Below are 20446 nucleotides of genomic sequence, written 5' to 3'. Positions count from 1 at the left end.
TCCATGCAAGACGTCGTGATTGTCGCTGCCACCCGCACCGCCGTGGGCAGCTTTCAAGGTTCGCTGGCCAGCATCCCGGCACCGGAACTGGGCGCTGCCGTGATCCGTCGCCTGCTGGAGCAGACCGGCCTGGACCCGGCCGAAGTCGATGAAGTGATCCTCGGCCAGGTGCTCACCGCCGGCTCAGGCCAGAACCCGGCGCGCCAGGCCTCGATCCTGGCCGGCCTGCCCCATGCCGTACCCGCCCTGACCCTGAACAAGGTCTGCGGTTCGGGCCTCAAGGCCCTGCACCTGGGCGCCCAGGCCATCCGCTGCGGGGACGCCGAGGTGATCATCGCTGGCGGCATGGAGAACATGAGCCTTGCTCCCTACGTGTTGCCTGCTGCGCGCACCGGCTTGCGCATGGGCCACGCCAAGATGATCGACAGCATGATCACCGATGGCTTGTGGGATGCGTTCAATGACTACCACATGGGCATCACCGCCGAAAACCTGGTGGACAAATACGGTATCAGCCGTGAAGCCCAGGACGCCTTCGCCGCCGCGTCCCAGCAAAAAGCCGCGGCCGCCATTGAAGCCGGGCGCTTTGCCGATGAGATCACGCCGATCCTGATTCCCCAGCGCAAGGGCGACCCGATTGCCTTTGCAGTGGATGAACAGCCGCGCGCCGGCACCACCGCCGAATCCCTGGCCAAGCTCAAGCCGGCGTTCAAGAAAGACGGCAGTGTCACCGCCGGCAACGCCTCCAGCCTCAACGACGGCGCTGCTGCGGTGCTGCTGATGAGCGCGGACAAAGCCAAGGCCCTGGGCCTGCCGGTGCTGGCCCGTATCGCCAGCTACGCCAATGCTGGCGTCGACCCGGCAATCATGGGCATCGGCCCGGTCTCGGCGACCCGTCGTTGCCTGGACAAGGCCGGCTGGAAACTGGGCGACCTGGACCTGATCGAAGCCAACGAGGCCTTCGCCGCACAATCCCTGGCGGTGGGCAAAGAGCTGGAATGGGACGCCGACAAGGTCAACGTCAACGGCGGCGCCATCGCCATCGGCCACCCGATCGGTGCTTCAGGCTGCCGCGTACTGGTGACCCTGCTGCATGAAATGATCAAGCGCGACGCCAAGAAAGGCCTGGCGACGCTGTGCATCGGTGGCGGCCAAGGCGTGGCCCTGGCACTCGAACGCAGCTGATAAAAGAGCAACACTGAAAAGGCCCGGCTCCACGAAAAGCCAGGCCTTTTCTTTACGCGGCTTCCCTGAAAAAACACAGTCCTACTGTGGAAGGGGGCTTGCTCCCGATAGAAGCGGGTCAGCTACAGATGTATTAACTGACCCACCCTCATCGGGGGCAAGCCCCCTCCCACATCAGCTCTTCATTGCCTGTCAGATTGAGGCACGGCAAACACCGCATTAGCCCGTGCGACTACCTTCTCCCCCACCCGCAAACCCACGGTGGCAAACGCCATCTGCCGCCCCCGCTTGTGATGCTCCAAGCGCACGGTAATCCACTCCCCCACCTGCACCGCTCCCAGGTAATCAACCGTCATGCTTGCCGTAATCAACGGCAACGGCGGCTCACTGGAAAACGCCATGGCATACCCCATGCCGATATCCGCCAGCGTCGCCAACACCCCGCCATGCACCGTGCCGCGTCCATTGGCGTGACGGTTGTCGGCACGCAAGCCGATCTCCAGTTGCAGGCCCTCTCCCCGGCAATACGCCGGGCCCAACAAGTCAAGAAGCGGACTGCTTCGGGGCAGCGAGACAAAACCTTCGGGCACAGCGTGAGCGATCATGGCGAGTACGTCCCTGGAATAAGGCTTGAGGTGTACGCCGGGTCCGAAACGACGGCCATCACCATCAGCGCTGCAAATCCCCTGGGATGCTTTGCGTTAATTGGCCAGACCCGCTTTAATCGCCGCCAATGTCTCCTGCACACCTCAAGGAATCGCAATGCGCCACCTGGACGGCAACTCCCACCCGCTCCGCATGCCTCTGATGATCTTGTTCGCCGGCCTCGCCCTGGCCGGCTGTTCGCCCAAGGACCACTCCCGCGCCACGGTGATCAGCGGCGAACAAGGCCGGGCCGGCGCGCAACTGGCCTATGAACATGAGTTGACCCTGGCCCTGCCTGGCGCCTTGCTCGCACCACGCATGCAGGCCACTCGCGAAGCCTGCGAGTCCGCGCGGTTTGGCGCCTGCAATATCCTCGGCATCACCGAAGACGGTAATGGCGGCGAGATCATCCTGCGCATCGCGCCTGGCGGCGTGGAACCGATGGTCACCCTGGCTGCCGAAGGCGGCAAACTCGGGCAGCGCATCACTCGCGCCGAAGACCTGGCCGATGCGGTCGCCGATGTGCGCCGTCGCCAGGATCGGCTGCAAGCCCAGCAGCAACGCCTCGACGAACTGGCCAAGCGCAAAGACATCACCGTCAGCGACCTGATCGCCTTGAGCAAGGAGCAAGCGGGCATCGAAAACGAGTTGCAGGCATTGGCCCAGGTCGCTGCCGGCCAGCAACATCGCCTCGATACCAACCGCGTAACGCTGAACTTCCGCTCCTCCGACGGCGCGAATCAAGCGTCACGCTTCAGCCGGATGTTCAGCAACCTGGGCACGAACCTGGTGGACGGCACCGCAGACGCCCTGGAGCGCGCCAGCTACGTGCTGCCGTTCGTGATCCTGGCGTTTCCGGTGGTGTGGTTGTGGGTGTGGCTATGGCGCAGATTCGTTGTGTCGCACAGGCTTGCTGTGGCGAGCGGGCTTGCCCCGCGTCGGGCCGCGAAGCAGCCCCGGAATCAGGAGCCAAAAGATACCTGATACACCGCATTCTGCTTTATTGGGGCTGCTTCGCAGCCCGACGCGGGGCAAGCCCGCTCGCCACGACAAGCCTACTGACCAGAGCAAGCCTACTGGCCAGAGCAAGCCCGCTCGCCACAGTGATTCGGTGTCAGCGCTTCATACAACGCTGATACCGCTCATCCACGCGCTTGGCAAACCACGCCGTGGTCAGGTTACGGGTGATCTTCGGGCTCTTGAGCACAATGCCCGGCAGGATCGCCCGGGGCAGCGGCTTGCCAGCAGCTTTGTCGGCCAGGGCAAACACCCGTGTGTAGAGGGTTGTTTCTTCAAAATCCAGCTGCTCACCCTGCTCCAGTTGGCTACGGATGCTGGGGTTGCGCATGTCCAGCTTCGCGCCCAATGAGCGCACCGCCAGTTCGGTGGTGCCGGGCAACAAGGAACCGTAGTTGATCAGGTCGCCATCCAGCGCCAGTTCTTTACCCGAGACACGGCTGACAGCAGCCTGGAACGCCGCATTACGGCTGGCGTACCAACCCGCATTGAAGTCGGCGAAGCGGTACAGCGGCTGCTCGTAGCTCACCGGATACCCCAGTAAATGGGCGATACCGAAATACAGGCCGCCACGCCGGGTAAAGACCTCGCGGCGAATCGTCCCCTCCACCGTGTAGGGATAACCCCGCGCGTGTTTTTGCGCAAAATCGATGCTGACCTGCATGGGCCCAGCAGTGTGCACTGGGTTGAAACCGCCAAACAGCGTGTTGCCCAAAGGCACCATGCTGATGAAATCGTCGAAAATACCGCTGAGGTCTTTCTCCGTGCGCGCGGCGTTCAAGCGATCGGCGTAGGACTTGCCGGTGGGTGAACGCAATTGCAGCGCACTGCGTACGACAAATGCCGGCACATGGACCTTACCGGCACGGCGCAGGATTTCATCCTGGGCGATCTTGCCCATGCCGGGTACTGCCGGGTCGACCTGGTAGGTGGACTCTTGCTCGGTCACCGCCAACACAGCGCAGATATTTTCAGTACTGGGGTAGATATTCTGGGTGTCGAAGGCCGTGTAAATGTCTTGGGCCCACCCATTCCGGTCCGCCACCGTTGAGGGCAGCAGTCGCACGATCTGCGCTTTCACCTCAGCCTCGCTGCGCTCCGGCTGTTGCGGGGCCCGCAATGTAGAGCAGCCGGCCAGCACCAGCAAGGGGGTGAGGCACAGGATCAGGCAGCGTACGGACATGGGGCTTCCTTGAAAGACAATGGTCAGGCATTGCGGGGTTCGACCGGTAAGTCTAACGCGGGTTCGCCAATCGCCCCTCTCGCCCTCCCAGGCCGAACGTGACAGGATCTATCAACGACCATTCCTACACGGAGTTTGAATGCCATGCTTAGCCTGAACTTTTTCGTCACCTGCCTGATTGTCGTGCTGATTCCCGGCACCGGCGTGATCTTCACCGTGTCCACAGGCCTCACGGCCGGCAAGCGCGCCAGCGTCTTCGCCGCCCTGGGCTGCACGGCGGGCATCCTTCCCCACTTGCTGGCGTCGGTGCTTGGCCTGTCCGCGCTGCTGCACACCAGTGCGCTGGCCTTCGAAGCGTTGAAGTACGCCGGCGTCGCCTACCTGTTGTACCTGGCGTATGCCACCTGGCGGGATCGCTCGGCCTTCGCCATGAACGACGCGCCAACGGTCGCGACTGCACACAGTTTGATGGTCCGCGGTTTCCTGCTGAATATTCTCAACCCCAAGCTGACCATTTTCTTCCTGGCCTTCCTGCCCCAGTTCGTCACCCCAGGCAGCACCGCGCCCGCCCTGCAAATGCTGGTGCTGAGCGGCGTGTTCATGGCGATGACCTTTGCGGTGTTTGTGGTCTATGGCCTGCTGGCCAACGGGTTCCGCCGTACGGTGGTCGAGTCGCCACGGGTGCAGAACTGGTTGCGGCGCAGTTTTGCGGCGGCGTTTGCGGGGTTGGGGCTGAACCTGGCATTTGCGCAGCGTTGAAAGCTTACATTCGCCGGGCCGCCAAGCCCTTTCGAGCTGGGCCGAAAGAAGACGAAACGTCCCACCCAATCGCCGGATAACCTCTACTCCCCTTCCCTGAGAACATCTGCAAAGTCCCTCGCCTGAATACACAGTGCGAGGGATTGCAGATGGCGTTTTTTATTGAGGCCCCGATGGCGGGGGCTGCCGCTTGAACCCGGCCATTGGCAGGTTAGTCCTGACCCCAATGGACGTGAAGACGGTCGACGTTGAAGGCGTCTTCCGCGACTTTCGTGAATGCCTCAACACCTTTGACACCTGGGCGGCGAGCTTCTGGAGCTTTTCGGCACTCGATGTCGAGCAGGTATTCAAGGTAGGGGATGAGGTGGCGCTGGTCGCACCGACGACCCGTTCCCTCTATCCGAGCAGCACCGTCGCCACATGCCGGGCCGATGGCACGCTGACGCTGGTGCATATGTTCCAGAGCACGCGCTTCGTCCCCATCGGCAATACACCGGTGGTGCTGCAACGCGTTGATCCAAACGGCGGCCCGCTGGGTGAACCGATCCACAAAACCATCGGCGCGAGCGGCATCCTCGAAATCACCGAGTGCGATCGCAACCAGCAGTACCAAATCACCTTCTATCCCAACGTTTCCAAGGATCACGTCAAGGCGCTGTATGCGTCTTATCAGTCGGTGATCGCCGAGCTGGAAGCGCGCCTGCGTGAAGAGTGGGCCGGCGCTTTCCAAGCTCAGTGGCAAGGCTATACGGACGCCAGCCCACTGGACCGGCGCAGGCTGCTGGAGACTGCGTTCCTAAGTGGTATCGGCAAAGCGCTCTACAGCCTGTGGGACAACATTACGCAGCTGTATGAGCTGCTGAAAGACATCAAGCCCAACAGCGAAAAGCTGCTGCAATACCTCTCCCAGGCCGAGCTCGATGAGCTGTTGAAGCTGGGCAACGACAAGATCGCCCATGGCCTGCTGATGCTCAGCGATGAGCCGCTGCTGTTCATCTATGTGTCGGCGATGGTCAGTTGGATGCGCCTGCTGCCGCCCCCGCAAATGCATGAACTGTGGGGCGAGATCACCGGTGAGGTGCTGATCAACCTGCTGCTGATTCGGGTGACGGCCGGGATGGGGGTTGCGGTGCGCCTGGGCTCCCAGGTGCTGAGCCAGGTCAAGTCCGGACGGGCGCGGGAGCTGCTGCAGTTGCTCGCCAAGCAGGTTGCAGGACCGACGTTGGAGCCCCATGTGGCAGCGGCGAAACCGTTGTTGCTCGGCGGCTCGATGATCTCGAAGTCTGTACCTGTTGCACCGCTGAAGGCGGGTGAGAACCTGGTTTCAAACTCGGTGCCGGCAGTTCGAAACAAGAGCCAGCAAACGGTATTGGTCCGGCAAGAGCACGTGGATGATGCGCCTGTTTCGGGGAAAAACCCTGCGGGGGATGCTGCCGCGTCTTCGGATAAAACCGTAACCAACGGCTGCCCGGTGTCGATGGTTACCGGCGAGGAGCTGCTCACCCTCACCGATGGCACGCTGGACGGGATCTTGCCGTTCGAGTGGACCCGGTTGTACCGCACCAGTGCGGTGGAAGTGGATTGCGGGTTGGGGTTTGGCTGGAGTCACGCGCTGGCGCACAGGCTTTCCGTGGTGGGCGATTCGGTCGTCTGGATTGACCATGAAAACCGCACGACTGAGCTCCCGCTGCCCACCGCGGCTCGCCCCGCGATCACCAACAGCCTGGCTGAAGCGGCGATCTATCTGGGCGCTTCGCCGGATGAACTGGTGCTGGCCCAGGCGGCGCGGTTTTATCACTTTCGCGACGGTGTATTGGTCTCGATCAGTGACGCGTATGACAACCGCCTGCGAATTTTCCGCGACGTATTGGGGCGCATTGAGCGGTTGGATAACGGCGCGGGCCGGTCGCTGTTTTTGCGCTATGAACGGGGCCGCATTGTGGCGGTGGACTACCAGGTTCAGCGCGCCAAGGGGCATGAACCCTACGTCTGGGTGACGGAGCAGCACGTTGTTGCCTACGCCTATGACGACGCTGGACGGCTGGTCTCGGCGACCAATGCCGTCGGCGAAAGCGAGGCGTATCGGTACGACGAGCAGCACGTGATTCTTGAGCGTGGCTTGGCCGGTGGGGCGAGTTTCTTCTGGGCGTGGGAACGGTCTGGCAAGGCGGCGCGATGTGTCCGGCATTGGGCCAGCTTTTCGCAGATGGACACGCGCTATGTGTGGAGTGACGACGGGCGCGTCACGGTGCACAACGCCGATGGCAGTCAGGAAGTGTATGTCCATGACCACCGGGCGCGGCTGGTGCAGCGGATTGATCCGGACGGTGCGCAGCACTTCAAATCCTACGATGACAAAGGTCGGCTGACGGTCGAGCAGGACCCGTTGGGGGCGGTGACGGCGTATCAGTACGATGAAGCCGGGCGCTTGGTCGCGCTGTTTCCGGGGGATGACGAGCCGACGTCCTACGAGCATGACAATGGCTTCGTACGGGTTGTAAGGCGGGGTCTGGCGGTCTGGAAGTACGAGCGTAATGACCAAGGCGACATTACGCGTAAGACCGATCCCGACGGCCATGTCACCGACTACAGCTACGACCAATACGGACAACTGGTTGGGGTTTGGTACCCGGATCACAGCTGCCAGCGGCTGGTGTGGAATGAGCGCGGGCAACTGCTGGAGCAGACGCGGCCCAATGGCGGTGTGCGGCGCTATCGCTATGACGACTTGGGTCGACAGATTGCCCGCGAGGATGAGCATGGCGCGCTGATCCAGTATCAATGGGATGCCGCCGGGCGCTTAGTCAGGCTAACCCAAGCGGACGGCGCCACGCGCGAATACAGCTACAACCCCTACGGAAAAATCACCGCCGAACGCGATGAACTCGGACGAGTCACCCGCTACGAATACGCCGACGGCCTGCACCTGATCAGCCGCCGTATCAATGCCGATGGCACCCAGGTCCACTACCGCTACGACAACGCCCGGTTACTGCTGACCGAGATCGAAAACGAGGTTGGCGAGACCTACCGGCTCGACTACCACCCCAACGGCCTGATCCAGCAGGAAGTCGGGTTTGATGGGCAGCGTACCGCTTACGCCTACGACCTCAACGGCAACCTGCAGGAAAAGACCGAACACGGCGACGATGGCAGTCAGCTCGTTACTCGTTATGAGCGAGACCACGCCGGACGCCTTGTACGAAAAACCCTCCCCGACGGTAACCTTGTTGAATATACCTACGACCGCCAAGGCAACCTCCTCAGCGTCGACGACGGTCACTGGGCGTTAGCCTACGAATACGATAGCCAAAACCGTCTCACCGCCGAACACCAAGGCTGGGGCACCTTGCGCTATGGCTACGACGCGTGCGGTCAGCTGAAACACCTGCGTTTACCCGATAACAACCGCCTCACCTTCAACCACGACAAAGGTGGCCACCTCGCCACGGTTGAATTGAATGGAGAAATGCTCACTTCCCATCTGTTCAACGCCGGCCGCGAAAGCCAACGCCAACAGGGCCAGCTCCTCAGCCACTACCACTACGACGAACAACACCGCCTGCACGCCCACACCGTCGCGCAGCAGGACACCCCCCTCTACCAACGCCACTACGACTACGACAAAAGCGGCAACCTCACCCGTTTAGTCGACAGCCGCAAAGGCGAACACCACTACCACTACCACTACGACCCCCTCGCCCGCCTCACCCGCGCCGACCACACGCAAGACCCGCACGAACGCTTCGCCCACGACCCGGCCGGCAACCTGCTCATGCAAGACCGCCCCGGCCCCGACATCGTCGCCGGCAACCGCCTGATGATCCAGGGCGACCGCCACTACGACTACGACGCCTTCGGCAACCTGATCCGCGAACGCCGCGGCAAAGACCATCAACTCGTCACCGAGTATCGCTACGACTGCCAGCATCGGCTGATCGGCATTACCCAGCCCGACGGCCAAACCGCGAGCTATCGCTACGATCCGTTTGGGCGACGAATCAGCAAAACCGTCGACAACATCACCACCGAGTTTTTCTGGCAAGGCGACAAGCTCATCGCCGAACACCACGCCGAAAAGCATCGCAGCTACCTCTACGAACCGGACAGCTTTCGCCCACTGGCGCTATTGGAAGGCTTCGGCCCAAAAGAAACGAAGCCCTACCACTACCAACTCGACCACCTCGGCACACCGCAGGAACTCACCAATCCCGAGGGCGAAATCGTCTGGTCCGCGCACTACCGCGCCTACGGCGAAATCACCCGGCTCGACATCGGAACAGTCGACAACCCACTGCGTTTCCAGGGCCAGTACTTCGATCAGGAAAGCGGGCTGCACTACAACCGCCATCGCTACTACAATCCGGATGTTGGTCGTTACCTGACACCGGATCCGGTGAAGTTGGCGGGTGGGATCAATGGGTACCAGTATGTGCCCAATCCTACGGGGTGGGTGGATCCACTAGGTTTAAGCACCTGCCCTGGTGACGAATGCAAGCCTGGCGCTCCTCCTATCCTTCCGAAGTCTAGCGTTAATGAAGGCGCGCCAGCTCTACCTCAACTGACGCGCACTCAACGACAGGCGAGAATAGATGAACTGAAAGAGGCAAATGCAAAACAAAAAGTACTGGGTTGGGAACAGAAATACGATATGCACTCGGTTGAAAAGCATGGCCCGGAGATACCAGACAACGCTTTAAAGCAACGATCTATTGATGGAACAAGTCCAACCACTGGAAAAAGAGAAACTATCAATTCCAGCTCCCAATTTAAAACCTGGGGAATGCAGCTTCACGCTATAAATAAAGCCATGGGCAGGATGCAAGGCAATTCACCATTTCCTACAGGTCTTGATGGAGGAGGTAACCCCGTGGTTATAGTCGAGCTACCCGGAGCCGGACGCGGCTACAAACCTAACCGCCGAGACGTAAACGATCCTAAGTACATTGAAAACATGGACAGAGCAGAGGTCAGATTTGATAGAAACAATCCAACTCGACCATTTACCGCATTCCCTAAGTGAGCAGACGATGCTGAAGTGCCCATTCATGAATACTCCCTACGCCCCTAACATCTCTCATATATTAGGAGCTTTATCGATATACGACCTTGAGAACACGGTCGAAAAAGAATTACGACAGTACAACCCTAACAATGAAAAAGACAGAGAAATAATTATAATTTCTTATATTCTTAAGGATCTTATGTATCTCTCCTACAGGCATCGCTTCGTGTTGATGTCTGCACTCAGGAGTGTGCTAGACAAACCCGACTTTGACTTTGCGAGAGAATTCGAAAGTGATTACGACGAACACATAACTATGGCTTGGGACGAAACGGAAATCGCCGACCCTAGAGGCTTCTTCGCCGATATCTACCGGCTAGCCAATGAGGTATGGAAAGACGACCTGCAAAAAGCCAGCCTCGAAGACCAGTCAACGTGGTAACACCACCACTTTCCCTGACAACCCAAAACGCTGTGGCGAGCGAGCTTGCTCGCGTTGGGCCGCGAAGCGGCACCAGTCAGGGCAATGCGGGGTTTCAAGTAGTTCAGCGGTGTCGGTTATGGGGCTGCTACGCAGCCCAACGCGAGGCAAGCTCGCTCGCCACAGGAACTCGCTTGCCTCAAGAGATGGGTCACCACGGAGTTTCGCCTGGCCTTGAAAAAATGCGGGAAAATGGGAACAGAACTATTAATAGGCTTAAGTTAAAACTCACTGCTTTCAGTCAAATAAATCCGTCCCTTTGTCCCTAGTCACAGGGATCAATTGAACTCGATATATCGAGCACAGCTGATCTTCAGAAGAAACGGAGACATGGGAAAAATTATTGGCGAAGGGTATTCCAGCGACGAAACTAAATATAGTCAACAACGCAAAGCTCGAGCAATATTGGACAAAACGGAAATCCAAAAACGGCTTACACCGAGTAATAAAAATGAAAAACAAACCAAACATGTCAATAATTCGCGGACTACTGTTCACTTATGATATTGAAAATACGGATGATTTAAAAAGAGAAAATCTTATTTCGTCAAAAAATATAAACACTGAAAAAGAGCTTATTGAACTAATTGACGAACTGACCAAACCGGAATTCCTGTCATACACTAAACAGGAGCAAGAGTGGTTCATTGACTCGATCGAACACTACTTATCCATCGGAGACAACTTCGACTCAATATTCAAAACAATGGCAACTTATTTCAGTGAACCTGTAATTAATCAGCAAATGTTCATGAGAACGCTGCTCGGTCGATTGAGGCAATACCGTAACACTCAGTAATCGCAAAAAGCAGCAATTAAACAAATCCACCGCCCTTTGTCTCGAACGGATAAACACTAAAGATACCTTATATGCCCCCCCACTTTACGATAACGGCACACATAAAGGCTATTCGCCAATCAATCCAAATAGACAATAAAAAATGAAAAGCATAGAAATAGCCATAATTAATAATTCTCTTAGAGAAATGGCCACCATTGAATATGACAGAAGCATACCCTCCCTCTCCATAACATTTAGCAATGGTGCCAAAAGAACATATACCGATACAGATATTTTCATCTGTTTTGGTTTATTAAGAAAAGAGTTCAGCGACATAACTTTCCTGTGCAAAGGTTCTAAAATAAATGTCTACCCGTCCGCAATGGCATCCCAAATGTCAAGTGGAATCGTGGCATACGAAGTTGAAATGGGCGATCCAGAGGCCAAGCTGGTCCGCATATTCGATTATGAAGAAAACGAACTGACTAACGATGTTAACGAGCAAATTCTTTATCGTAACAAATGGGCTAAATCAATTTAGACAAACCATAAATCACTCACCCGAGAAGGCTCAGCAGAAATAAAAAATGGAATACCAAAAAATTCAAGTCATACGTAATAATATAAAAATCGAAACAACCGTAAAATATGACCCCGTAAATAGGCTGATGTGGTTTTCAGAATCCAATAACTTCAGAAAACTTTATCAAGGAAAAGACATATACGTGTGCTTGGCAAAAGTCAGAGCGGAATTCCCACACATGACATTTTTGTGCAAGGGCGCAAAGATAAACGTCATGCCTTCAAGAATGGCTTCTCAAATGAGCGCGGGACTCGTCGCATACGAGATGACACTAGGCAAACACGCAGATCAAGACAATATAGTTCATTTATTTGACTATGAAGACAACAACCTAACAAACGATCCGCAAGTACAAATTGATTTTTTCAAGACTTGGCTAGCCTCAATAGGCGCGAAAGACTATGAAAAACTCAATTAAACCTTTTTAAATAAGTCGAAAGAACAATTTTTCAGATCATGCCTGCGACCTGTGGCGAGCAGGCTTTGCTCGCACTGGACGGCGAAGCGACCCCAGTCATGCAAGACCAGAAAGGGAACAGAAAAATGGGGACAAAACTATTAATAGGCTTAAATTCAAATTCACTGTTCTCAATCAAATAAATCCATCCCTCTGCCTCCCCTTTGTCTCGCAATATAAAAATGAACAAAACCTTAACAGAACTTCAACATTTTTTTGGCGCCTACTTTAATCAGGACTGGACAGAAAATCATGCCTCTGCTGACGAGGTCATTGATAGCTTTCTACTCGAGTCGCCTACCGATGTAGTATTGACTGTAAGAAATCAAATTTTAGACCTAATTACTTCTTACACAAACGAGTCAGAACTCCAGGAAAATCTGTTACATGAGCAGTATTGTTACTATTATTATCCAAATCAATGGGCTTCAGGACCACTATGGCTGGATCACGTACTCCGAAAACTCGAAAATCACTTACTCGGGGAATAAAATTGAGAACCCGCCTCACCGAAACTGACACGTGCGGAGCGACAGGTAAAGCTTGATAAGCTTACGACCAGATAGTTATCAGAAAGGGGGCAGTACTATTTATAGGCAAATTTTTTTGTGCCGATACAACATATAGACGTACCAACTTCGAAACATCTCGCGACCCCACGAACATGGGAAAAAAATCGGAGAGGGCTATAAAAAAGACAGATTTGAATATGGAAAACAACGAAAAGCAACAGTAATACTAGACTCAGACGGAAACCCAATCACCGCTTATACGGACTACTGATATGAAACGTCCCCCTAAACTTTCAATCCTCCGCAGCCTTTTATTCACCTACAACATCGAAAACCTTGACGACTCCGAAAGAGAGATCTTCATTGCATCAAAAAATATAAACAATGACAAAGAACTCACCGAACTATTTGACACACTTACCAAACCTGAATTCATCAAATCTAAGAAAGATGAAAGGGAGTGGCACATCAACACCATCCGACACTTCTTAAATACAGACGAAAACTTCGAGTCCGTATTTTATCTTTTTGATACTTATTTCAACGACGAAATAACTGACAAAAGGCAATTCATGAAAGTCTTGCTTGACTGCCTTGACAAATACAATGCAGAAGCTATGAACAACAAATAAAAACTAATTATACAGCCGAAATAAACAAATAAAATTCAGACCAACGATTGAAGAAAATCTCATTCACCCAATCACAAAATTCAAATGCCACAGAATGCAGTTAGTCAGGGAGATGAAGTATTTAAGGTAAATCAGGGGTTTAGGGCTGCTACGCAGCCCAACGCGAGCAAGCTCGCTCGCCACAGGGTTTGCACTGTTCTCAGATACCGGCCAACGCCAAGTCCATCGCGAAGTAGGTGAAGATCAAATCCGCACCCGCGCGTTTGATCGAGCCGAGGGTTTCACGCACCACCCGATCCTCATCAATCGCCCCCGCCTGGGCACCGAACTTGATCATCGCGTATTCGCCGCTGACCTGATACGCCGCCACCGGCAGGCGCGAGGCTTCGCGGATGTCGCGGATGATGTCGAGGTAGGCACCGGCCGGTTTGACCATCAGCGCGTCCGCGCCTTCCTGTTCGTCGAGCAGCGATTCGCGCACAGCTTCGCGGCGGTTCATCGGGTTCATCTGGTAGCTCTTGCGGTCGCCCTTGAGCGCGCTGCCACCGGCTTCGCGGAACGGGCCGTAGAGGGCCGAGGCGAATTTGGTGGAGTAGGCCATGATCGGGATATGGGTGAACCCGGCGTCATCCAGGGCGCGGCGAATCGCCTGGACCTGGCCGTCCATCGCCGCCGACGGTGCAATCACATCGGCTCCGGCGCGGGCGGCGGCAACGGCTTGCTTGCCCAGGTTGACCAGAGTCGCGTCGTTGTCGACGTGGGCACCGTGCATTACGCCGCAGTGGCCGTGGTCGGTGTATTCACAGAAGCAGGTGTCGGACATCACGATCATTTCCGGCACAGCGTCCTTGATGATCGAGGACATGCGCGAGACCAGCCCGCGTTCCTTCCAGGTGTCACTGCCACTGGCGTCCAGGTGGTGGGACACGCCAAAGGTCATCACCGACTTGATCCCCGCACGGGCATAGCGCTCGACCTCATGGGCCAGCTTCTTCTCGGGAATACGCAACACCCCCGGCATGCTGGTGATCGGCACGAAGTCGTCGATTTCTTCTTCGACGAAGATCGGCAATACCAGGTCGTTGAGGGTGAACTCGGTTTCCTGGAACAAACTGCGCAGCTCCGGGGAGCGGCGCAGGCGGCGTGGGCGGGCTTGGGGGAACTGGCTGGTCATGGCTTTCCTGACTGAAGACTGAAAACTTTGGGGCGAAAGCTTATGCCCCTTGGCCCCGGCAGCACAAATGCCCAGGGGCCAACAGTGTATTGCCAGGCTCGTAATAATTCATTGATCTAGAGCTGTAGACGCCCTTCGATGCATACCGCCACTGCCCCACCGACCCAGATTTCATCGCCCTGGCGCTCGATGTGAATGCGCCCCGCACGCCCTATGGCCGTGCCCTGGCTGACCACATAACGCTCCGGCGCCAGCCCCTCGCTCAGTAGCCACTGCGCAATGCCGGCATTCAAGCTGCCGGTGGCCGGGTCTTCCTGGGCGCCATCGCCTGCGACAAAGGCACGCACTTCAAAGTGCGCCTCCACGTCATCGTGGGCTGGGTTGCAAGGGGCTATGACACCCACGGCCAAACCGAGCAGTTGCGAATAGTCTGGCTGCAAGCCCAGGACTTGATTGCGATCGGCCAACATTATCGCCAGCCAATCGGCCCCGTTATCAACCCATTGGCTGCGCACAATCGCTTGCGGCTCCAGGCCCAAGGCCAGGCGCACGCGCTCGACCAATGGCGCTTCCACCGGGCCGTCGCGCAATAACGGCGGCGCAATAAACGCCAGTTCATCCCCTTGACGGCGGACACGCACCAGGCCGATTTCACATTCCTGGATGATCTCCTCGCCCTTGGGGATACCTCCGGCTTGGAGCCATGCATGGCAACTGCCCAATGTGGGGTGCCCGGCGAATGGCAGCTCCTTCAAGGTAGTGAAAATTCGTACGCGGTAGTCGGCCCGTGGATCACGGGGTGTCAGCAAAAATGTGGTCTCACTGAGATTGGTCCATCGGGCAAAGTCGGCCATTTGCTGGTCGCTGAGGCTATCGGCGCCCAGCACCACGGCCAGCGGATTACCTTTGAGCGACTCGCGGCTAAATACATCCAGTTGTTTGAAATCGAAAGTCGGCATGCTCAGCTCGGAATGTTCAAGCCACGGATCACGGCTGGCCGGGCAACAAAACCGTCCAGCGCGCGCAGTACATTGGGGAAGTCGGCAATGCCGACCAGATCGCCCGCTTCGTAGAAGCCGATCAGGTTGCGAATCCACGGGAAAGTGGCGATGTCGGCGATGCTGTAGTCGTCGCCCATGATCCAGGTACGCCCCAGCAAGCGTTTCTCCAGCACCGCCAACAAGCGTCGGGATTCGGCGACGTAGCGGTCGCGCGGGCGTTTGTCTTCGTAGGCCTTACCGGCGAATTTGTTGAAGAACCCCACCTGGCCGAACATCGGACCGATGCCGGCCATCTGAAACATCAGCCACTGAAGGGTTTCGTAGCGGGTGGCCGGATCTTCCGAGAGCAGTTGGCTGGTCTTTTCCGCCAGGTAAATCAAGATCGCGCCGGACTCGAACAGCGCCAACGGCTGGCCGCTGGGGCCATTGGGGTCGATGATCGCGGGAATCTTGTTGTTGGGGTTCAGGGACATGAACTCGGGCGACAGCTGGTCCTGGGTGTCGAAACTGACCTTGTGCGCTTCATAGGGCAGGCCCAGCTCTTCGAGCATGATCGAGACCTTGACTCCATTAGGCGTGGGCAGCGAGTACAGCTGCAGGCGCTCAGGGTGCTGGGCGGGCCATTTGCTGTTGATCGGGAAGGCAGCGAGCGAATTCATCGGGAAACCCCAAGGCAGAAAGTCACCATGATAGCCACCCGCCTGCCGTCGTGCATAAGTCATCATTGCGCAACATTGGCGGGCTAATGTCCCGCACGGGCGAACCAAAGTGCCCAAGCGCACTCTTACATGCGCCCGAACGGTAAATGGAGGCACCTCGCTGTATCGACAGGGAACACACCGCAGGACGCTATCGGCGTGACTGGGGCCAGGCTTGTCCGCCTTAACCTGACGCATGAAGACTCGAACCTACAATGAAGATCAAGCCTCTGCGCCATGTACAACGACTGAAACGCTATTCCTACATTACGCTGCCGCTGCTGCTGGTCAGCGCCGCCATGGTCGCCGCCCTCGACGCTCGCGAAAGCCGCGCCCAACCGGTGGATGGCGTGCAAACCCTGGTTTTCCTGCGCCACGGCGAAAAACCCGCCGGCGGCCTGGGCCAGCTCAATTGCCAGGGCCTGAACCGTGCGATGAACCTGGCCACCGTATTGCCGGAAAAATTCGGCAAGGCCAACTTCGTGTTTGCCGCCAACCCCACGCGCAATATCGAAGAAGGCGAGAAAGATAACTCGTACAGCTACATTCGCCCCCTGATGACCATCAGCCCCAGCGCGATCAAGCTCGGCCTGCCGGTGAACATCAAGTTTTCGGCCAATGACACCAGCGCCCTCGCCGACGAACTGGTGGAAGACAAGTACCACAACGCCATCATCTACACCGCCTGGTCCCACGGTTACCTGCCGGAGTTGATCAACAAGGTGGCCAGTGAAGCGGTGGGCGAAAAGCACACCATCACCAATGACTGGTCCGGCAGCGACTACGACACGCTGTATGTGTTGACGCTGACCTGGCACAACGGCAAGGCCTCGTTGCTGAGCCGTAACTACAAGCAAGGGCTGAATAACGGCGACGAAACTTGCCCACAGGCGACCCAGGCCAGTGCCGATCTCTGAAGCGCAGCGTTTCGGCTTGAGCCTTGCGCACGCAGGAGCGTGGGTATGATCGAAGGCAAGGGCGTATGATGCTGCGTTCTTGACTCGCCTGCGGAACCTTTCCATGCCCAACCTCACCTCCACCCAGCCCAACCGAGGCTGGTCATTCTGGTGGAAACCAACGTTATTCCTGCTGGTGGCCTGCGTGGGCCTCTACTACGTGAAGTGGTCGCCTTATTACCTCAAGGCATTTGTGGCCGCCGATAACCACAGCATCGGCGCCTCGATTCTCAATGACCAGCAAAGCTCGCCGCTGGCCGCGGCGCTGGCCTATGCCCAGGTGTATTTCCTGGCGATCTGGAAAGCCGCTGTGTTGGCGGTGATCCTTGGTTCCTTGCTGCAAGTCCTGATCCCTCGCGATTGGCTGTTGCGCCTGTTCGGCCGCGCCGGGCTGGGTTCGACCTTGCGCGGCGGGCTGTTCGCCTTGCCGGGGATGATGTGCAGTTGCTGCGCGGCACCGGTCGCGGCAGGCATGCGCCGCCAGCGGGTATCGGTGGGCGCCGCGCTGGCATTCTGGATCGCCAACCCGGTGCTGAACCCAGCCACGCTGGTGTTCATGGGGTTTGTGCTGGGCTGGGGGTTTACGGCGTTGCGGCTGGTGGCGGGGATTGTGCTGGTGGTGGGGGTGTCGATGGTGGCACAGCGCATCGCCCGGCCGGAACAGGTGCCGGAAGCGGCATTGGAGGCTGTAGCCGAAGCCAGCAGCACGGAGTCGCAACCGTTCCTGAGCCGCTGGCTGCGTACCCTGTGGCAGCTCTTCTGGAGCACGATACCGATCTATATCCTGGCGGTGCTGGTGCTCGGTGCAGCGCGGGTCTGGCTGTTTCCCCATGTGGACGGCGCCATGGCCAACAGCCTGGTGTGGCTGGTACCGCTGGCGATTGTCGGCACGCTGTTTGTGATTCCTACAGCGGCAGAGATCCCCATCGTACAAACCATGATGACCCTGGGCATGGGCACCGGCCCCGCCGTGGCCTTGCTGATGACCTTGCCGAGCGTGAGCCTGCCGTCGCTGTTGATGCTGCGCAAGGATTTCGATGCGCGGGTGCTGGTGACGGTGGCCGGCTTGACCATGCTGGTGGGCGTGGTGTGCGGATTGATCGGTGCCGTGATCCTCTAACGCTTCGTTGAGGCTGACGGCCCTATCGCGAGCAAGCCCGCGATGAGGCACCTGAACCCACCTGTCAACCGCGCCGGGCGCTACGCTCGCGCAAGTACGCCAGCACCGCGCCCTGCTCGCCGGAGAACTCGATCCGTGCGCCTTTCTTTTCACGCTGGAAGGCGTACATCGGATCGTAGTACTCGCACAGCAAACCTTCGATCCACAGCCGATGCAAATCCACGACGCCGGTGCGTGCCTGTTCCGCCAGGGCCTCCTGCAGAATCACCTGCAATCGCTGGAAGCGCTCGCCCCCCAGGCGCTTGTAGATATTGGCCAGGCCCTGGGTCAAGCGCTCGGCAAACAGCGCCTGGCCCTGCTCGCCAAACACCTCGATAAATTCCGCGCTCAGATCGACGACGTAATCGTTGAGGATTCGCTCGACGCGCCCTTCGATACTGTCCTCCAACCACACCATCGGAAAGGACTGCATGCCTTTGTGCAAGGGCAACGGCAGTGCGCAACTGCCGATCATGCGGCTTTCATCCTCGACGACGAACTGCTCGATGCCCGCCGCGCGCTTTTTCAGCAGGTCTACCGCCAGACGGTTTTCAAAGTCGATATTGGACGGCTGCGCCGTGGCCCGCTTGCCGAAGCTGGAACCCCGGTGGTTGGCGTGGCCTTCCAGGTCCAAGGCATTGCGCAACTGGCCCAGGACCTCGGTTTTGCCCGCGCCGGTCATGCCCCCCAGCAGCACGAAATCACACTCGGCGGTGGCGCGCTCGACGGTGTCGAGCAGAAAGGAGCGCATCGCTTTGTAGCCGCCGCCGACACGGGGGTACTCAATACCGGCCTCGGTTTTCAACCATTGCTGCACAATCTGCGAGCGCAGCCCGCCACGAAAGCAGTACAGGTAACCGTCGGGATGGGCCTGGGCAAATCGTGCCCACTGTTCGATGCGTTCGGCCTTGATCGCCCCCGACACCAGTTCATGGCCCAGCACGATTGCCGCCTGCTGGCCCTGTTGCTTGTAGCAGGTGCCGACGCGCTGGCGCTCGTCGTCGGTCATCAACGGCAGGTTGATCACCCCGGGAAACGCGCCTTTGCTGAATTCGATCGGCGCGCGGGTATCCATCATGGGTCGGTCGTTGAGGAAGATATCGCGGTAATCGGTGATGTCAGTGGCCATCAAGACACCTCTACCGCGTTGGTCTGTCGCTCCACCAACTGGCCAATCGGCTCAAGAGCCAGGCCCAGTTCAGCCGCGACCGCGTGAAACTCGGCATCACCGTCGGGGCTGACAGCGATCAGCAGGCCACCGCTGGTTTGGGGGTCGCACAGCACGCGCTTGTGCAGTTCCTGCAGGCGCCCGAGCTTGCTGGCGTAGCTGTCGAAGTTGCGCAAGGTGCCGCCAGGGACGCAGCCTTGGTCAAGGTAGTACTCCACGCCAGGCAGGCGTGGGACCTTTTCGTACTCGATGCGCGCAGTCAGGCCACTGCCGTCAGCCATTTCCACCAGATGCCCCAGCAGGCCGAAACCGGTGACATCGGTCATCGCGGTCACGCCGGCCAACTTGCCGAAGCGACTGCCAGGCTTGTTGAGGGTGCACATCCAGTCACGGGCCAGGCCGATATCCGCCTCACGCAATTTGCCCTTCTTTTCGGCAGTGGTGAGGATACCGATGCCCAGAGGCTTGGTCAGGTACAGCTGGCACCCAGCAGTGGCCGTGTCGTTGCGCTTCATATGGCGCTTTTGCACGATGCCGGTCACGGCCAGGCCGAAGATCGGCTCCGGCGCATCGATGGAGTGCCCACCCGCCAACGGAATGCCGGCTTCGTCACACACCGAGCGCCCGCCTCGGATGACTTCGCGGGCGATCTCCGGGGCCAGCACGTTGACCGGCCAGCCGAGAATGGCGATGGCCATCAGCGGGTCGCCGCCCATGGCGTAGATATCGCTGATGGCATTCGTGGCGGCAATGCGACCGAAATCGAAGGGATCATCGACAATCGGCATGAAAAAATCCGTGGTGGAGACGACTCCACGCTCATCATCGATGGCATACACCGCCGCATCATCGCGCGAGGCGTTGCCCACCCACAGCTTGGGGTCAAGGTTCTGTGCTCCGCTGCCGGCCAGGATCACTTCCAGCACCTGGGGGGAAATCTTGCAGCCGCAACCCGCACCGTGGCTGTACTGGGTAAGTCGAATCGGCTCGTTCATGGTGGACCTCAAGCTATCAAGTGGGCCGATTCTAGCAGACAGCAAAAGGCCGGCT

At 57.8% G+C, this 20446-nt stretch carries 19 protein-coding genes; 12 read left to right on the top strand and 7 right to left on the bottom strand.

All coding sequences use genetic code 11. The features are described from left to right. The first annotated feature begins 3 nt into the window (after positions 1–3). A complete protein-coding gene (locus AB7933_RS12245; RefSeq protein ID WP_024074502.1) occupies positions 4–1185 on the top strand; it encodes an acetyl-CoA C-acetyltransferase in 1182 nt (393 codons plus the stop codon). Between the two features lie 182 nt (positions 1186–1367). Here the strand turns inward: AB7933_RS12245 and AB7933_RS12240 are convergent, their stop codons facing one another. Next, the gene (locus tag AB7933_RS12240; RefSeq protein ID WP_024074501.1) at positions 1368–1790 is read right to left on the bottom strand and encodes a PaaI family thioesterase; all 423 of its coding nucleotides are present in this window, start codon (positions 1788–1790) and stop codon (positions 1368–1370) included. A 157-nt stretch (positions 1791–1947) separates the two neighbouring features. Between AB7933_RS12240 and AB7933_RS12235 the strand changes: the two genes are divergently transcribed. Continuing rightward, positions 1948–2814: a DUF4349 domain-containing protein gene (locus tag AB7933_RS12235; protein WP_024074500.1), complete on the top strand. Its 867-nt coding sequence runs from the start codon at positions 1948–1950 to the stop codon at positions 2812–2814. Between the two features lie 130 nt (positions 2815–2944). On the opposite strand, the gene AB7933_RS12230 is transcribed toward AB7933_RS12235, so the two are convergent. Next, a complete protein-coding gene (locus tag AB7933_RS12230) occupies positions 2945–4030 on the bottom strand; it encodes a DUF1615 domain-containing protein (RefSeq protein ID WP_024074499.1) in 1086 nt (361 codons plus the stop codon). Between the two features lie 144 nt (positions 4031–4174). On the opposite strand from AB7933_RS12230, the gene AB7933_RS12225 reads away from it, so the two are divergent. From AB7933_RS12225 to AB7933_RS12190, 8 genes are all read left to right on the top strand, one after another. Further along, positions 4175–4789 carry a LysE family translocator gene (locus AB7933_RS12225; RefSeq protein ID WP_024074498.1) on the top strand — a complete coding sequence of 205 codons (615 nt, stop codon included), beginning with the start codon at positions 4175–4177 and terminating at the stop codon, positions 4787–4789. Between the two features lie 226 nt (positions 4790–5015). Beyond that, entirely contained in the window at positions 5016–9812 is a 4797-nt protein-coding gene (locus AB7933_RS12220) for an RHS repeat-associated core domain-containing protein (RefSeq protein WP_375156345.1), read from the top strand. A 25-nt stretch (positions 9813–9837) separates the two neighbouring features. After that, positions 9838–10236 carry a hypothetical protein gene (locus tag AB7933_RS12215; protein ID WP_227496858.1) on the top strand — a complete coding sequence of 133 codons (399 nt, stop codon included), beginning with the start codon at positions 9838–9840 and terminating at the stop codon, positions 10234–10236. 490 nt (positions 10237–10726) lie between these two features. Next, complete coding sequence (locus AB7933_RS12210) at positions 10727–11074, top strand: hypothetical protein (RefSeq protein WP_041160889.1); 348 nt, start codon at positions 10727–10729, stop codon at positions 11072–11074. A gap of 142 nt (positions 11075–11216) precedes the next feature. Beyond that, positions 11217–11597, top strand: a complete 381-nt coding sequence (locus AB7933_RS12205) for a hypothetical protein (protein ID WP_024074494.1) — start codon at positions 11217–11219, stop codon at positions 11595–11597. A 46-nt stretch (positions 11598–11643) separates the two neighbouring features. Continuing rightward, the gene (locus AB7933_RS12200) at positions 11644–12057 is read left to right on the top strand and encodes a hypothetical protein (RefSeq protein ID WP_024074493.1); all 414 of its coding nucleotides are present in this window, start codon (positions 11644–11646) and stop codon (positions 12055–12057) included. Between the two features lie 221 nt (positions 12058–12278). Next, positions 12279–12587: a contact-dependent growth inhibition system immunity protein gene (locus AB7933_RS12195; protein ID WP_024074492.1), complete on the top strand. Its 309-nt coding sequence runs from the start codon at positions 12279–12281 to the stop codon at positions 12585–12587. Between the two features lie 293 nt (positions 12588–12880). Continuing rightward, positions 12881–13240: a hypothetical protein gene (locus AB7933_RS12190; protein WP_024074491.1), complete on the top strand. Its 360-nt coding sequence runs from the start codon at positions 12881–12883 to the stop codon at positions 13238–13240. Positions 13241–13439: 199 nt separating this feature from the next. Here the strand turns inward: AB7933_RS12190 and hemB are convergent, their stop codons facing one another. The 3 genes from hemB to AB7933_RS12175 form a co-directional block, all read right to left on the bottom strand. Further along, entirely contained in the window at positions 13440–14414 is a 975-nt protein-coding gene (gene hemB / locus AB7933_RS12185) for a porphobilinogen synthase (protein ID WP_024074490.1), read from the bottom strand. A gap of 116 nt (positions 14415–14530) precedes the next feature. Next, positions 14531–15373, bottom strand: coding sequence for a PhzF family phenazine biosynthesis protein (locus tag AB7933_RS12180; RefSeq protein WP_024074489.1), 843 nt, complete (start codon positions 15371–15373; stop codon positions 14531–14533). 2 nt (positions 15374–15375) lie between these two features. Continuing rightward, positions 15376–16074, bottom strand: coding sequence for a glutathione S-transferase N-terminal domain-containing protein (locus AB7933_RS12175; RefSeq protein ID WP_024074488.1), 699 nt, complete (start codon positions 16072–16074; stop codon positions 15376–15378). Positions 16075–16328: 254 nt separating this feature from the next. On the opposite strand from AB7933_RS12175, the gene AB7933_RS12170 reads away from it, so the two are divergent. Together AB7933_RS12170 and AB7933_RS12165 are read left to right on the top strand one after the other, a co-directional pair. Then, positions 16329–17030, top strand: a complete 702-nt coding sequence (locus AB7933_RS12170) for a hypothetical protein (RefSeq protein WP_024074487.1) — start codon at positions 16329–16331, stop codon at positions 17028–17030. A 103-nt stretch (positions 17031–17133) separates the two neighbouring features. After that, positions 17134–18189 carry a permease gene (locus AB7933_RS12165; RefSeq protein ID WP_024074486.1) on the top strand — a complete coding sequence of 352 codons (1056 nt, stop codon included), beginning with the start codon at positions 17134–17136 and terminating at the stop codon, positions 18187–18189. Positions 18190–18253: 64 nt separating this feature from the next. Here the strand turns inward: AB7933_RS12165 and mnmH are convergent, their stop codons facing one another. Next, complete coding sequence (gene mnmH, locus AB7933_RS12160) at positions 18254–19357, bottom strand: tRNA 2-selenouridine(34) synthase MnmH (protein ID WP_024074485.1); 1104 nt, start codon at positions 19355–19357, stop codon at positions 18254–18256. Next, on the bottom strand, positions 19357–20391 hold the full coding sequence (selD, locus tag AB7933_RS12155; protein ID WP_024074484.1) for a selenide, water dikinase SelD: 1035 nt from the start codon (positions 20389–20391) through the stop codon (positions 19357–19359). The genes mnmH and selD overlap by 1 nt, the downstream gene beginning before the upstream one ends. Positions 20392–20446: the final 55 nt, after the last annotated feature.

This window comes from Pseudomonas gorinensis (assembly GCF_042015035.1).
In the GTDB taxonomy this organism is placed as follows: domain Bacteria; phylum Pseudomonadota; class Gammaproteobacteria; order Pseudomonadales; family Pseudomonadaceae; genus Aquipseudomonas; species Aquipseudomonas gorinensis.
The sequence above is the reverse complement of the archived record's forward strand: the minus strand, read 5'-3'. Positions and strand labels throughout refer to the sequence as shown.

What these genes read in the sequence shown, in the direction of transcription:
- AB7933_RS12245 (WP_024074502.1), top strand. Translation starts at nt 4, where the DNA reads ATGCAAGACGTCGTGATTGTCGCTGCCACCCGCACCGCCGTGGGCAGC.
- AB7933_RS12240 (WP_024074501.1), bottom strand. Translation starts at nt 1,790, where the DNA reads ATGATCGCTCACGCTGTGCCCGAAGGTTTTGTCTCGCTGCCCCGAAGC.
- AB7933_RS12235 (WP_024074500.1), top strand. Translation starts at nt 1,948, where the DNA reads ATGCGCCACCTGGACGGCAACTCCCACCCGCTCCGCATGCCTCTGATG.
- AB7933_RS12230 (WP_024074499.1), bottom strand. Translation starts at nt 4,030, where the DNA reads ATGTCCGTACGCTGCCTGATCCTGTGCCTCACCCCCTTGCTGGTGCTG.
- AB7933_RS12225 (WP_024074498.1), top strand. Translation starts at nt 4,175, where the DNA reads ATGCTTAGCCTGAACTTTTTCGTCACCTGCCTGATTGTCGTGCTGATT.
- AB7933_RS12220 (WP_375156345.1), top strand. Translation starts at nt 5,016, where the DNA reads ATGGACGTGAAGACGGTCGACGTTGAAGGCGTCTTCCGCGACTTTCGT.
- AB7933_RS12215 (WP_227496858.1), top strand. Translation starts at nt 9,838, where the DNA reads ATGAATACTCCCTACGCCCCTAACATCTCTCATATATTAGGAGCTTTA.
- AB7933_RS12210 (WP_041160889.1), top strand. Translation starts at nt 10,727, where the DNA reads ATGAAAAACAAACCAAACATGTCAATAATTCGCGGACTACTGTTCACT.
- AB7933_RS12205 (WP_024074494.1), top strand. Translation starts at nt 11,217, where the DNA reads ATGAAAAGCATAGAAATAGCCATAATTAATAATTCTCTTAGAGAAATG.
- AB7933_RS12200 (WP_024074493.1), top strand. Translation starts at nt 11,644, where the DNA reads ATGGAATACCAAAAAATTCAAGTCATACGTAATAATATAAAAATCGAA.
- AB7933_RS12195 (WP_024074492.1), top strand. Translation starts at nt 12,279, where the DNA reads ATGAACAAAACCTTAACAGAACTTCAACATTTTTTTGGCGCCTACTTT.
- AB7933_RS12190 (WP_024074491.1), top strand. Translation starts at nt 12,881, where the DNA reads ATGAAACGTCCCCCTAAACTTTCAATCCTCCGCAGCCTTTTATTCACC.
- hemB (WP_024074490.1), bottom strand. Translation starts at nt 14,414, where the DNA reads ATGACCAGCCAGTTCCCCCAAGCCCGCCCACGCCGCCTGCGCCGCTCC.
- AB7933_RS12180 (WP_024074489.1), bottom strand. Translation starts at nt 15,373, where the DNA reads ATGCCGACTTTCGATTTCAAACAACTGGATGTATTTAGCCGCGAGTCG.
- AB7933_RS12175 (WP_024074488.1), bottom strand. Translation starts at nt 16,074, where the DNA reads ATGAATTCGCTCGCTGCCTTCCCGATCAACAGCAAATGGCCCGCCCAG.
- AB7933_RS12170 (WP_024074487.1), top strand. Translation starts at nt 16,329, where the DNA reads ATGAAGATCAAGCCTCTGCGCCATGTACAACGACTGAAACGCTATTCC.
- AB7933_RS12165 (WP_024074486.1), top strand. Translation starts at nt 17,134, where the DNA reads ATGCCCAACCTCACCTCCACCCAGCCCAACCGAGGCTGGTCATTCTGG.
- mnmH (WP_024074485.1), bottom strand. Translation starts at nt 19,357, where the DNA reads ATGGCCACTGACATCACCGATTACCGCGATATCTTCCTCAACGACCGA.
- selD (WP_024074484.1), bottom strand. Translation starts at nt 20,391, where the DNA reads ATGAACGAGCCGATTCGACTTACCCAGTACAGCCACGGTGCGGGTTGC.